This is a genomic window from Pseudomonas sp. UBA7500, assembly GCF_002478435.1.
Lineage (GTDB): Bacteria > Pseudomonadota > Gammaproteobacteria > Pseudomonadales > Pseudomonadaceae > Aquipseudomonas > Aquipseudomonas palmensis.
The window spans coordinates 1-13,266 of the sequence record NZ_DLNW01000001.1 but is presented as its reverse complement, the minus strand read 5'-3'; the positions used below and the strand labels follow the sequence as shown (position 1 = coordinate 13,266).

Annotated in this window: 10 protein-coding genes; 2 read left to right on the top strand and 8 right to left on the bottom strand. The window is 63.1% G+C overall.

The features are described from left to right. Positions 1–95 precede the first annotated feature (95 nt). Entirely contained in the window at positions 96–959 is an 864-nt protein-coding gene (locus B4I46_RS00050; RefSeq protein WP_286897888.1) for a hypothetical protein, read from the top strand. A 113-nt stretch (positions 960–1,072) separates the two neighbouring features. Then, positions 1,073–1,624: a cytochrome b561 gene (gene cybB / locus B4I46_RS00045; RefSeq protein WP_058541353.1), complete on the top strand. Its 552-nt coding sequence runs from the start codon at positions 1,073–1,075 to the stop codon at positions 1,622–1,624. Here the strand turns inward: cybB and B4I46_RS00040 are convergent, their stop codons facing one another. The 8 genes from B4I46_RS00040 to B4I46_RS00005 all read right to left on the bottom strand — a co-directional run. Then, complete coding sequence (locus B4I46_RS00040; protein WP_054916685.1) at positions 1,625–2,521, bottom strand: 1-aminocyclopropane-1-carboxylate deaminase/D-cysteine desulfhydrase; 897 nt, start codon at positions 2,519–2,521, stop codon at positions 1,625–1,627. Positions 2,522–2,578: 57 nt separating this feature from the next. Beyond that, positions 2,579–4,615 carry an NADPH-dependent 2,4-dienoyl-CoA reductase gene (locus B4I46_RS00035; protein WP_286897881.1) on the bottom strand — a complete coding sequence of 679 codons (2,037 nt, stop codon included), beginning with the start codon at positions 4,613–4,615 and terminating at the stop codon, positions 2,579–2,581. A 165-nt stretch (positions 4,616–4,780) separates the two neighbouring features. Beyond that, positions 4,781–5,281 carry a DUF2199 domain-containing protein gene (locus tag B4I46_RS00030; RefSeq protein WP_213606027.1) on the bottom strand — a complete coding sequence of 167 codons (501 nt, stop codon included), beginning with the start codon at positions 5,279–5,281 and terminating at the stop codon, positions 4,781–4,783. A 65-nt stretch (positions 5,282–5,346) separates the two neighbouring features. After that, positions 5,347–6,120: an alpha/beta fold hydrolase gene (locus B4I46_RS00025; protein ID WP_286897877.1), complete on the bottom strand. Its 774-nt coding sequence runs from the start codon at positions 6,118–6,120 to the stop codon at positions 5,347–5,349. A 111-nt stretch (positions 6,121–6,231) separates the two neighbouring features. Beyond that, positions 6,232–6,531 (bottom strand): hypothetical protein, encoded by a 300-nt coding sequence (locus tag B4I46_RS00020; protein ID WP_286897876.1) that lies wholly within the window; start codon positions 6,529–6,531, stop codon positions 6,232–6,234. 301 nt (positions 6,532–6,832) lie between these two features. Beyond that, positions 6,833–7,117 carry a hypothetical protein gene (locus B4I46_RS00015; RefSeq protein WP_143516621.1) on the bottom strand — a complete coding sequence of 95 codons (285 nt, stop codon included), beginning with the start codon at positions 7,115–7,117 and terminating at the stop codon, positions 6,833–6,835. Positions 7,118–7,138: 21 nt separating this feature from the next. After that, a complete protein-coding gene (locus B4I46_RS00010) occupies positions 7,139–11,905 on the bottom strand; it encodes an RHS repeat-associated core domain-containing protein (RefSeq protein ID WP_286897873.1) in 4,767 nt (1,588 codons plus the stop codon). Continuing rightward, the coding region (locus tag B4I46_RS00005) for a DUF2345 domain-containing protein (protein ID WP_286897871.1) at positions 11,902–13,266 on the bottom strand (1,365 nt) is incomplete at its 5' end. The genes B4I46_RS00005 and B4I46_RS00010, both read right to left, overlap by 4 nt.

Sequence of the window (13,266 nt, the reverse complement as noted above, 5' to 3'; positions counted from 1 at the left end):
CCGTGGGAGCCGGCCTTGCCGGCGAAGGGGCCAGCGCTGACAACATTCTGCTAACCTCGCCCCCCTCACCCAGCACCCGCACAAGGAACCCACCCGTGCCCGGCAATCTTCTCGCCCTGGCGCTCGCCGTCACCCTGGCCTGGCCCGCAAGTGCCAGCGCAGCGCCTGCCCCAGGTCTGGACCAGGACAACGACCTCGCCCTGCTGAGCGACAGCTTCTGGCGCCAGGCGACGCCCACCGACCTGGACACGTGGCTGGCCCCGCGCAGCCAACCCGGTGAGTATCCACCCGGTGTGGTCACCCGCAATACCACGGCCTTTCACCTCGCACTCGAAAACAACGCCTCGCTGGCCATGCTGCAACACCTGCGTGCCGCGCTACCGGCCATGGTCGGGCTCGGCGACTACCCCGAATCGCTGCTGTCCACGGCCATCAAGCACAACCACCCCACTGCCACCATCGAATGGCTGCTGGTCCAGGGCGCGCCGGTGGAAGCCGGCGACTACCACAACCCACGTCCGCTGCTGCTGGCCATCGCCCAGGGCGCCGATGCCTCGCTGATCGACGCCCTGGTCAAGGCCGGCGCCGACACCTCCTACTTCACGCGCAGCGACAGCAACATGGACGCCTTCGACGCCGCAGTGCTGACCGAGCACAGCGCCACGCGCCGGGCCGTCGCCCGCCATCTGCCACTGCCCGAGGCCGGCAGCGAAACCATGGAAGCGATCCTGGTCGAGCTTTCGCGCCAGGGTCGCGACGGGCCCGACGCCTCGCACGTGAGCTACGACATCCTCAGCGTGCTGCTCGAGCGCGGCATGAGCAGCACCGGCACCTACTGCGACCCGCACAAACCCTACTGCCTGGCCGACGACAGGAGCGACCTGATGGACCTGGCCATCCGTATCGAGGACCCGCAACTGGTCGACTACCTGCTCGGCAAGGGTCTGAAGGCCCGCTAGCACACTTTTTTGCCCCAGCGCAGGTGCAGGGCACGCGCAAGCGATTAGAGTTATCCGCACAGCGCCATCAAGAGCGCGGCCATTGACCTGATTGACCGATATGAGGAACCACCATGACCCTGACCAATACGCAGGCACGCTACGGCAGCCTGTCGATCGCCCTGCACTGGCTGATGCTGATTCTGCTGGCGGTGGTATACGCCTGCATCGAACTGCGCGGCATCTTCCCCAAGGACAGCGCCGAGCGCGACCTGATGAAAAGCCTGCACTTCATGCTCGGCCTGAGCGTGTTCGTGCTGGTATGGCTGCGCCTGATCCTGAAGGTCACCCACCCCACCCCGCGCATCGAACCCAAGCCGCCGGCCTGGCAGACGGGTCTTGCGCACCTGATGCACTGGGCGCTGTACGCCCTGATGATCGGCCTGCCGCTGGCCGGCTGGGTGATCCTCAGCGCGGCTGGCAAGCCGATCCCGTTCTTCGGCCTGGAGTTGCCCGCCCTGGTAGCACCGGACACCGACCTGGCCAAGTTCGTCAAGGGCTGGCACGAGTGGTTCGGCGCACTGGGCTACTGGCTGATCGGCCTGCACGCACTGGCCGGCCTCTACCATCACTACGTGGTCCGCGATAACACCCTGCTGCGCATGCTGCCGCAAAAAGGTGACTGACTAGGCGAACCCGCGGCGGCCCTGCAAGCCGCCGGTGTGAACGAAGATCAGCCGCGTGCCGGCCACGAACGCGCCAGCCAGCACACGCTCCTGCAGGGCCAACAACGCCTTGCCGGTGTACAGCGGTTCCAGTGGCAGGCCCGATTCGGCCTCGCTGGCCTGGATGAATGCCAGCAAGGCCGGGTCGACCTTGGCAAAGCCGCCCCGGCTGGCGTCGTGCAGGCGGTAAGTGCCCGGCGCCAGCACCTCGACCTCGCCTTCCACCCCGTGCCCCGGCGGCACGGCCAGTGCGCCGTGCACCGGGTGGGCGCCCGCTTCGGCCTGGGCCAGCCCCACCAGCGTGGTACCGCTGCCCACCGCCAGCCACCAGGCGTCGTAATCGGCCCAGCCCACGGCCGCCAGCTGCGCCCGCGCCTGGGTCACGATCTGTGCGCAGCCTTCGGTGCCCAGTGGCCCCGCGCCGCCTTCGGGCACGCAATGCCATGCCGGGTAGAGGGCTTGCCAGGGCTGCCAGAAATCCGCCTGATGCCGCGCCCTGTATCCGGCGTACCCCAGCCAGTGCAGGTGCATGCCCAGTGCTTGCAGGTCGTGCACGGTGGGGTTGCTGTGCGGGTGCCCACGCAACAGCCCGGCCGTGGCAAAGCCGAAGCGCTTGCCGGCCGCCGCCAGGGCATGCAGGTGGTTGGAATAGGCGCCGCCCAGGCTGATCACCCCCGGGGCACCACGGGCATGGGCAAGGCGCAGGTGCCCCTGCAGCTTGAACCATTTGTTGCCGCTGATCAGCGGGTCGATGAGGTCCAGACGCAGCACTGCCACCTCGACCCCGGCGCGCGCCAGCCAGCCTAGGGCCAGCGGTTGCAGGGGTGCCAGTGGCAGGTCATCGAAAGCGGCAGACATCGAACAGGCTCGGCAGAACGGGAGCGCGCAGTCTACCAGCGCACCCCCGCCACCGCTTTACAGCTCGGCCGCCAGGCGTGAACCCTGGTTGATCGCGCGCTTGGCGTCCAGCTCGGCGGCGACGTCCGCGCCGCCGATCAGGTGTACCGACTGCCCGGCGGCCAGTAGGCCATCCTGCAGCTCGCGCAGCGGGTCCTGGCCGGCGCAGATCACCACGTTGTCCACCGCCAGTACCTGCGGCTCGCCTTCGGCGATACGGATATGCAGGCCGGCGTCGTCGATCTTCAGGTAGTCGACGCTGTTGAGCATCTGCACCCGCTTGTTCTTCAGGCCTGTGCGGTGGATCCAGCCGGTGGTCTTGCCCAGCCCGTCGCCAACCTTGGTCTTCTTGCGCTGCAACAGGTACACCTGGCGCGCCGGAGCATGGGGCTCGGCCTGGATGCCCGCCACGCCGCCGCGCGCTTCGAGCCGGGTGTCGATGCCCCACTCCCTCCAGAACGCCTCGCGGTCCTGGCTGGTGGCAACGCCCTGGTGCACCAGGAACTCCGACACATCGAAGCCGATGCCGCCGGCACCGATCACCGCGACCTTCTGCCCCACCGGCTTGCGCGCCAGCAGCACGTCCAGGTAGCTCAGCACCTTGGCGTGATCGATACCGTCGATGGCCGGCAGGCGAGGCGCGATGCCGGTCGCAAGGATGATCTCGTCGTAGCCGCCCTCCACCAGTTGCTCGACATTGACGCGGGTGTTCAGACACAGCTCCACGCCGGTGGTCTGCAGCTTGCGCTTGAAGTAGCGCAGGGTCTCGAAGAACTCCTCCTTGCCCGGCACGCGCTTGGCCACGTTGAACTGCCCGCCGATCTCGCTGGCCGAGTCGAACAGGGTCACCTGGTGGCCACGCTCGGCGGCCACGGTAGCGGCGGCCAGGCCGGCCGGGCCGGCGCCGACCACGGCAATGCGCTTGGGCTGGGCCACCGGCAGGTAGTTGAGTTCGGTTTCATGACAGGCCCGCGGGTTGACCAGGCAACTGGTCAGCTTGCCGCCGAAGGTGTGGTCCAGGCAGGCCTGGTTGCAGCCGATGCAGGTGTTGATCTCGTCGCCGCGCCCGGCGGCGGCCTTGTTGACGAAGTCCGGGTCGGCCAGGAACGGGCGTGCCATCGACACCATGTCGGCGTCGCCTTCGGCAAGGATCTGCTCGGCGACTTCCGGGGTGTTGATGCGGTTGGTGGTGATCAGCGGGATCTGCACCGCGCCGCGCAACTTGGCGGTGACCTTGCTGAACGCGGCACGCGGCACCTTGGTGGCGATGGTCGGGATACGCGCCTCGTGCCAACCGATGCCGGTGTTGATCAGCGTGGCGCCGGCCTGCTCGATGGCCTGGGCCAGCTGCACGATCTCCTGCCAGTTGCTGCCGCCTACCACCAGGTCGAGCATCGACAGGCGGAAGATGATGATGAAGTTCGGGCCGACCGCTTCGCGCACCCGGCGCACGATCTCCACGGCCAGGCGCATGCGGTTCTCGTAGCTGCCCCCCCAGCGGTCGGTGCGATGGTTGGTGTGGGCGGCCAGGAACTGGTTGATGAAGTAGCCTTCGGACCCCATGATCTCGACGCCGTCGTACTCGGCGCTCTGGGCCAGCGTGGCGCAGGTGACGAAGTCCTGGATCTGCTTCTCGATGCCCTCTTCGTCCAGCTCGCGGGGCTTGAACGGGTTGATCGGCGCCTGGATCGCGCTGGGGGCCACCTGCTTGGGGCTGTAGGCGTAGCGCCCGGCGTGGAGGATCTGCATGCAGATCTTGCCGCCGGCCTCGTGCACCGCCTGGGTAACGATACGGTGCTTCTGCGCTTCTTCGGCCGTTGTCAGCTTGGCCGCGCCGGAGTACACCCCGCCCTCTTCGTTGGGCCCGATGCCGCCGGTGACCATCAGGCCGACGCCACCACGGGCGCGCTCGGCAAAGTACGCCGCCATGCGCTCGAAACCGCCGGGTTTCTCCTCCAGGCCGGTGTGCATCGAGCCCATCAGGGTGCGGTTGCGCAAGGTGGTGAAGCCCAGGTCCAGCGGGGCAAGCAGGTGCGGGTATTGAGCGGCGGTCATGGTGAACTCCACAGCGAACTGATCACGGAATGCGGGCGCCTCGCTGCGTGCAGCGGGGCCCGTCGGTTATCTGTGAGGGACAGTAATGCGCCTGGAAGTGAGGCTCAATGACCGAAAGTTACAAGTTGATGACCGTAACTGACAGTGCGTGGAGCGCTGACCTGTTCACGGATGCAGGCAGCGTTCGGCCAGTTGCCGAGCCTGATCGAGGGTGATGCCGGCGTTTTGCTGCAGGGCGAGCGGGTGATCCCCCGCGTCCACGAACACCAGCGGGCGGTCGCCCAGGGCCTGGGTCTGCAGCGTAGCCTTGAGGTTGAGGGTCGAAACCTCATAGGGGAACTCGCTTTGCACACGTGCCGCATAAGGTGGTTCGCGCTCGCGACCTGGGGTTTCCCACAGTTCGCTGGTGCGGTAGAAATCCGCCTCGCTGACCGTCACCCAGGTCAGCCACACGAACGGCTCGGGTGAGCCGATGATCGGGATTTCCAGGCGTCCGAGCACGAAGTGGTGGGTGTCATCGATGATGCACTGATCGCTGGACAGTGGCGCACGCTGCTCGCGCTCTGCCTCCGGCAGGTCATACCAGGCGGCAGGGGCTGGCGCGCCGAAGGTGGTGGGCAACTCGTCGTGATACTCGCCACAGGTGGCGCAATGGAAGCCTTGCATGGTGGGTACTCCTTGAACACTTAAGGCCGGATCAAGCCGCGCGGCGCGCAAACGGCAGCGTCATGTTACAGGCCCAGCAGTGCCTTGAGCGCAGGCATTACCCACTGGGGGTGATCCTCGTGCGGCGAATGCCCGGTAAACGGGATGTTCAGCAGTTGCGCATTCGCCACCCGATCGGCCAGCTCGCAGGCGTTGGCCCGCGTTACCAGGCGGTCTTCATCGCCATGAATCACCAGCAAATCGGCGGTGATGCCGCACACCGTTTCATTCGGGTAGCCCTGCTCGCCTGAATCCAGCCACAGCTCGCGCAACGCCACGGCCAGGCGGTCGAAATCGGGTTCGGGGTTCAACTGCAGGTAGCGCTCGTAGCTGTGCGGGAACAGCTCACGCCAGCGCGCGCCGGTCACGCGGCTGTACATGCCGCGCACGGGCTCATCCGCTTTCAGTTGCCAGTGGGCACCGATCGTCACCAGTTTGTCGATGCCAGCACTCCCGGCAGCCGCGATGCGCAGCGCTGCAATGCCGCCATCGCTGTGGCCGACGAGGCTGAAGCGCTCAAGCCCCAACTGCCGGGCAACCGCCTCCACATCCAGTTGCAAACGCTGGTAGGTCAGCGGCAGGTGCCCCAGGGTCGATTTGCCCTGACCGCGGCTGTCGATGCCGATCAGGCGATAATGTTCGGCCAGGGCCGGCGTGATGGCATTGAAGGTTTCGATATCGCCAAAGCCACCGTGCAGAAAAACCAGTGCCGGGCCCTGTGGGTTGCCTTGCTGTTCACAATAGAGGCGTGCCCCGGCAACTTCGACGTACTGGCCGTCCTGGTGAGTGAATGTCGTCATTTGAGGGTCCCTTGTTTGTGTCGCGGTGGCAATTGTCGGCGGCAGTTTAATGCGTTGCGCCTTCGACGCGGTACCCCCGATGCCCTCATTGCCATGTATGAAGTCCTTTGCTTAACGCATCGTCCTGTCATTGATCGGAAAGACACATCCCTGGCTTTGGCCCCAATGCGTTAGTATGAGGATGACGATTGCCAGTACCGCACCTCCATAGGCTGATGTCAGCAACATGATTGAAAGCTTTTTATTTTCGAATCTGAAAACCATACCCCACACTTCAAGCATGCCCGAAAAAGTGTTCATATTTATACCCTTTTTCTTGCTGCAGCGATTTGCGTATATCACCGAAACCGTCAAAAACAACCATCCCACAAAAAACAGAAAAACACGGAAGAACTGGATCGTATCGCACATGAATTTCTTCTGACCACGCTGATGGCACAAGACTAAAGATAGAACGCTGACCACAAAGCGAACTGAGATACATCACCGCATGGCAGTACTGAAATATGGCCCACCCCACCAAACCGCCCATCAACTACAAAACACAGCCTTTCGACCGCCCCCAACAAAACAATAAACACCAAGCAAAATACAAATTTCCTGTAAAAATTCAAGACATCACAGTTGCGACTTAAAACACACTTCTTCGGCGCCAAACACGCACCAGTAAAAACTTGCCGAGCCATACTTCAGCTCTTGTTTCTCCTTTCGCTCACCCTAAATTAACCACTACATCAAGCGCACACCCCTGAGATCGCGCGTAAAACACCAAAGAAGCCAACCCGACTCCTGCGGCCGCTCCGCCGTAAACAGTTGTAAGAACCACCCACGAAAGCATCTTATTTTTAAATGAAAAAACATGCCTATACATCTCAAAAAGCCCTGCAAAGGTATTCATATTTATGCCATTACGCTTGCAGTATGCATTTGCATAAAAAACCGTTAAAAAAACCACCCCAAACAAAAACCAGAAAATTATTTCAATCAATAAAGCCATCCAAAAGCACACAATACGCCCTCAATCTTTCAGTGGAATAATTACAGTTGGATTTACCGGAACCTTAATCTCAGGGCCTGCACCCGGACCCAGCCCAAAGTATAGTTCTGGCCAAGTGGAAGTTTGCGCCATTTCTATAGTTAACAAACCAAAGCTCATGCCAACTCCTGCGCCAACGGCCAACGCCTTCGAGTCCGGATCCGAAATTTTGAATCCACAGCTTGCAACCGCACGTAGACCAACACTTGAAACTGGCACTCCTAGCTGTTTGGAAAACCCCGATACTTCGTTTGCGCTTGCCCCAATAGACAACCCTGCCCCAACTGCGGCAGTGCCAGACGTCCTGCATTCTCCCGTCATAATAGGTTTGGCCGGCGGCGGCGCCATCGCTCGGGAAACCTCATCCGGTGTCGCACCATTCTGCAACATCCAACTTCCCAGTGAAGCGCGCTCCGCGACGCCTGGCATGTTCAGGTCGAACAGCCCCAACGGGTCAGCCCGCATAACAGGCTTGTTGCTCACATAGCTGTACACGTTCAACCCACCCAGCATCCCGATCGGGTCTCTCGACACATAGCGCGCCATGCGGGGTTCGTAGTAACGGAATCGGTTGTAATGCAGCCCCGTTTCAGGGTCGTGGTATTGCCCCTGAAAACGAATCGGATTGCCCACGCCATGCTGCGCGGCCCACGACGAGCGCTCTTCACGAACCTCACCCCACACCTTGTACTGCCCCGTCCAGGCAACATTGCCGTTGTGGTCGGTGATTTCCATCGGCGTGCCCAGGTGGTCGCAGTGGTACCAGGCAATGACGTCGAACGCTGGCGCAGTGGGCAGTGCCTGCCAGAGTGGGTCCTGGTCGATGTCGTAATGACGGCCCTGCCAGTCGGGTTGCCTGAGCAGGCGTATCGAGCGCTTGTGCAACGCTTGAGCCACAGGCACGAAGCGGCCCGGTTCGTAGAGGTAGTGAACGGTACGGCCTGTGTCGCCCTCGTCGAGGGGCAATACGCTTTCCCAGGCCAGGGTTTCGCCGTCCCATCCGTACAGCGTGAAACCGCAGTGCAGCTCACGCTGACGCTTGCTGCGCTGCATTGCATTCCAGCCGGTGCCGGCCTCGGGCTTGTCCTTGTAATGGGCGACGGCATGCTTGTGCAACCGCCGACCAAGGGCGTCATAGCTGTATTCCACACTGAGCCTGTCGTCGCTGTAGCGCACCAGGCGATTGAACAAGTCCCAGCTGAAGTGGGCAGGCACACCGTTGTGCAAGCGTTGCACAAGGTTACCGCGCTCGTCATACGTGTAGCGGCTGCCCGCGTATTCGCGCAGCACGTTGTCCATCACATTGTGGGAGCTGGCATCGTTATCCAGCGGGCGATGCAGTTGCCGCGCCTTGTCCGTCAGGTTGCCGGCCGGGTCGAAGGCAAAGGTTTCTTCACCCAGGCGGCTGTTGGCCTGCAACAGGCGGCCTAGCGGATCGTACTGGTAGGCCAGGTGACCACGACGGGTATCGAGGATGTCTGTCAGTTGACCGGTCGGGTCGTATTGATACTCGCGCTTGCACAGAATGGATTGGCCGTCATGACTGGTGAGCAACTGTTCTTGCGGACGCCCCAGCGCGTCCCATACCTGCGTTTGCGTCAGTTTGTTGCCCTGATGGCGGGCGACTTCGCGATGCAGATCGTCGCGCTCATAAGCCAGTATTTCGTGCTGGTCAAGTCGCATGCCCAAGAGATGGCCGCTGCCGTAAGTCAGCCAGCTGACCTTGTGGCCATCCGGGCGCGTGGTGGCGATTCGCTGGTTGAGTGCGTCGTACTCGTGCAGCCACACCGCTACCATCGGCGTACCCGTTGCCAGGTAATGCTGGTGCTCACGGGTCAGGTTGCCCGCGTCGTCATAGAACCATTGCAGTGTGCTGGAGTCGTTGATCGCCTGCAGCACCTTGCCATTGCCGTCGTAGGCAAAGCGCTCTGTTTGGCGCTGATCGCCAAGGTGCGCTGTGCGCTCGATCAACCGGCCCATGCGGTCGTGGTGCAAATCGATGCGGCGCTGCCCCACCTGGCTGCTCGCCAGGCGCCCAGTGCAGGGGTCGTACCGATAACGGACGGTCACACCATCGAAGCCGGTTTCTGCCACTCGACGTCCCATGGGATCGTACTGGTAAAACGCGCACTGCTCGTTCTGGTTCTCCAGGCTGAGCAACCGCCCCAGCCTGTCCCACTGGTAGCGCAACGTGTGCTCCTTCGCATCCACCCGTTCAGCCAACAGACCGGCAGCCGTATAGGACCAGGTAGTACAGCGATCCAGCGCATCCAGGTGCGCGAGCAAGCGCCCTTCGGCGTCACGCTCGAAGCGCTCTTCGGTTTTGTCTGGATGAATCACCTTGGCCAACTGCCCCGCCTTGTATTCGTACTGCGTCTTGTCGCCCGCCGCATTCGCGGTTTCCACCAGTTGCCCGAATTCGTTGTAGTGCCACTGGCTGGTCTTGCCCGAACAGTCGGTGTATTCGAGCATCTGCCCAGCCTCGTTGTACCCGAGTTTCTTCTCGTTGCCGTGAGCATCCTTGATTGCCTTGACCTGACCTGTGGCGGTGTAGGCAAACTCGGTCTTGTTGCCCAGCGGGTCGACCGTCTCTACCAGGTTGCCGCGCTCGTCGTAGTCCCGTCGCCACAGCCCACCTTCAGCATCCCGAACCTTGATCAGCTGATCATCGTCGCTGTACGCGTAATGCACCACGCTATGGTCGGCACGAATGTGTTGCAGCCGGTTGCTTCGCTCGTCGTAGGCAAAACGATCCTGGCTGCCGTCGGCATGAAGGTGGCGAATCAGGTTCTTGCGCTGGTCGCGAAACAGCCACTCCGAGCGCCCATCCGGGTACTCGATACGATAGGTGTAGCCCTGCGCATCGTAATAGTGACGGGTCTGCTGGCCATACGCGTCAGTCACCGTTGTCAGGCGAATGTGTTCATCCCAGGTGAGACGAGTCTCGAAGCTGCCGTCGTCTGCCCATTCGTGCACGGCCCTGGCGCGAGGGCCGCTGCCGTCCCAGCGCAAGTTGAGACCACGACCGGTACGGTCGGTATAGCGCGTGATCAGGTGGTGCTGGTACGCGTACTGCCAGGCAGCGCCATGCTCGTCCTGGGCGGTTACCAGGTCGCCAAGCCGGTCGTGGTGATAAGCGCAGAGCTGGCGCAGCGGCTTGCCATCGACCACCTGCCAGAGCTCCTGGATACGGCCATGCCCGTCAAGCACGGTGCCGAGTTGCAGGTGTACCTTGGCAGGGTCATTCTCCTGGTAGGTGTTGATGTCCGAGAGTACCGGGCGCCCCTGATGACGGTGCTCGTAATGCAGCATGGCTCCTGCGCCACTGCGCAGCACGATATGCGTGAGGAGGAAGCGCCCCCCTGCCCGCTCATAGGTTTCCCTGCGCCCCAGCCCGCGCATGAGAATCAGCTGACTGTCGGTGGTGCGTACCAGGGCGTTGTACTCCACCGGGTCATAGTGCGACATACCGATCTTGGGCAGCGGGTAGGCATGGCTGCGGCCATCCACGTCGTGGAACAGCACGCCGTCATCCAGCACATCGATGCACGTGGTGAATTCGGTGATCCAGCGTGCGCCCAGGCTGGCGCTGTCGAGGGCATCGAGGCGCGAATGATAGGTACGCGTCCACACGATCGGAAACGGCCCCGGCAGGCTGAAGTCGGTGTGCTGAAGCGTCTCGCTACCCGAGGCGAAGTTGATGCGGTTGCACGTGCTGGTGGGCGCGCCATTCTTGCACTGGTTGGCCTCCAGGCTCGCCGGGCTCTGCATCTTCTGCGTTTCGACCTTACCGTCGGCAGCCTGGTGCTGGGCCGTGCTGATGGCTGCGGTCTTGACGTTGGCCACCACAACCTGGGGGTTGCGCGTGCGCCATTGCTCTACGCTGCTGGCCAGCTTCATGCGCAGGCCTTCAATGGAGCAAGGGCGGCCGGGATCGGAAAGTTCAAGGATTTCAGCACGCACCTGTGGCGCCAGTTCCCGCAGGCGCGCAATCTGCGCCAGTAGGCCAGCTTTGCCCTCGTCCCCCAGTGCAACGCTCACAGCAGCACTGGTCATGCCTTTGCCGGCCGCCTTGTAGGCATCAAAGGCTGCCCGGAGATAGTTGCCGATGCTCTCCGTCGGGTCGTGGACAAGCCGACTTCCAGCTGGCGCCGAGACCGGGCTGGCCACACCCACAGCAGTGCCGGCAACCAAAGCACCGAGGCCTGAGGCGATGTCGAGAATGATCTGTTCGCCCAGGATTGCTGCCTGGGCCAACGCCTCCTTGAGATTGCCCTGGGACTGCTCGACGAAGTCATCCAGGCTACCGACGATGTCAGCATTCAAGTGGCCCGCCATCAGCTCCATCAGCGCATCACCCAGCGCCCGCTTGCCCTCCTGGCGCACGATGAACAGCATCGGGCGCAAGGCCATGCGTGCTGCGGTCATGCTCGCAGGGGAAGCCACCAGACCGATCAGGTTGAGCCCGAAGCTCGCGCAATCAAAGGGCTCAGGTACGTTGCTGCGCGCCAGCGCGACAACATCACCCAGCGCGTCGACCAAGGCAATGATATTGCCTGCCATGGGCACACTGCCGGCGACACCGCTGATGCGCTCAAGGGTGGCAAAACTGGCACTGACCTCACGTAGCCAGGCATCGAAGACCACGGCGCCACGACCAACGTCCTCTATCTGGATTTCGCGAAGCGGGGTGATGGCTACCTGCGAGGCGCGGGAGTGGTCGTCGCAAGCGTAGGTATGTTCAGTCATGAGATCAGTTCACCTGGCAGCAAATCGGTAACAGTGTTCAGGCTGTGAGCCTTGAGTTCAGCCAGCTTGGGTACTGGCAACCTTGGCAGGCCGGCCAGGCCCGCCGCACTCAGCGCCGCCGAGGCGGCAGGCAGCGTAGAACCGACGGCACTGGAAGCGCTGACCCGCTGTGCCAGCCCACCCATGCCGCCTTGCATTGCGCCCCGCATCTGCTGCATGCCTTGGAGCGCGCTTTGGCCGGTGTTGAGCAAGTCACTGCCGGCCTTTGCTGCATGCATGCCCTTGCCGGCGAGTTGCTTGGCCTCTTCGATCAGGCTGCCGCCAACATCAGGCTTGAGCTTGTCGAGCATCGCACCGAGCATCGACGGCGTGCCCTCTTCGAGGGCCGACAGGCTCGGCCAGGGCAGGCCCTTGGTAAAACTGCCAAGGCTCCAGGTGTTGACCGTATCGAGACCAAACCTGACCCACGCCGGCCCCGGCGCAACCCCCGACACGGCATTGAACCCCTGACCATCGAGGCTGCCCTTGAGCACCGTGCCCAGCGCATCGGTCACTTCGTAATCGCCGGCCTGGATGCCCTTGGCATTGGCGTACAGGTTGAACAGCTCCAGGCTGCCCTTGCCCGGCTTGGGCGGCTCGGGGAAGGTCCCGGCCAGGCTCTTGGGCCCCACATGGGCGAAGTTCGCCGCGTGCGCGGTGTACGGCCCGGTGGTCACGTGGGTGATGCCACTGGCGTTGTAGGTGGTGGCACTGCCGCCGCCCTGCACCACCAGTTCGGTCTTGGCTGTCAGCGTGATGCGATCGGCATTGGCAGTGATGTCGAGCTTGGCCAGCAGGTTGATGCTGTCCTTCAGGGCCCGGAAGTCGATATCTCCTGATACGGCGATCAGCCGCCAGCCCATGTTCTGCACGAACAACCGCATGCCCTGGCTGGCACTGGCCAACAGCCGCTTGCCGATCGACAGGCTCGTATGCCCGGTGCTGCTCAACGCCAGGTGTTCACCGGTCGCGACATGCGTCGAGCGCGGGGTGGTCAGGGCGATGCCCGCCGGGCTGGCCAGCACCAGGTGCGGTTCGCTGAACTCGGGAAACTCGTTGGCGCTCTGGTTGGTCGGGCCGCTGCCGACAATGCCCTGGTGCTGGGCATGCAGGGCCTTGGCCACCTCGTCCTGATCGCCCGAATCCTGCGCCTGCACCTCGCGCGCCTGCTGGCCGAAGCCGTCCTGCTGCTCGCTGGCGGTGGCCAGGCGTTCGGCGGTCTCGGGCAGGTCCTTGTGGTGCTTGGCTTCGTGATGGCGCGGCTCGGTGGTCAGCAGCAGGCCCGCCGCCGCACGCACGGCGCCATGCCGGTCGGTGCGCAG

Coding starts and splice junctions, on each gene's coding strand:
- B4I46_RS00030 (WP_213606027.1), bottom strand. CDS start 5,281: ATGCAAGGCTTCCATTGCGCCACCTGTGGCGAGTATCACGACGAGTTG.
- B4I46_RS00025 (WP_286897877.1), bottom strand. CDS start 6,120: ATGACGACATTCACTCACCAGGACGGCCAGTACGTCGAAGTTGCCGGG.
- B4I46_RS00020 (WP_286897876.1), bottom strand. CDS start 6,531: ATGTGCGATACGATCCAGTTCTTCCGTGTTTTTCTGTTTTTTGTGGGA.
- cybB (WP_058541353.1), top strand. CDS start 1,073: ATGACCCTGACCAATACGCAGGCACGCTACGGCAGCCTGTCGATCGCC.
- B4I46_RS00010 (WP_286897873.1), bottom strand. CDS start 11,905: ATGACTGAACATACCTACGCTTGCGACGACCACTCCCGCGCCTCGCAG.
- B4I46_RS00035 (WP_286897881.1), bottom strand. CDS start 4,615: ATGACCGCCGCTCAATACCCGCACCTGCTTGCCCCGCTGGACCTGGGC.
- B4I46_RS00015 (WP_143516621.1), bottom strand. CDS start 7,117: ATGGCTTTATTGATTGAAATAATTTTCTGGTTTTTGTTTGGGGTGGTT.
- B4I46_RS00040 (WP_054916685.1), bottom strand. CDS start 2,521: ATGTCTGCCGCTTTCGATGACCTGCCACTGGCACCCCTGCAACCGCTG.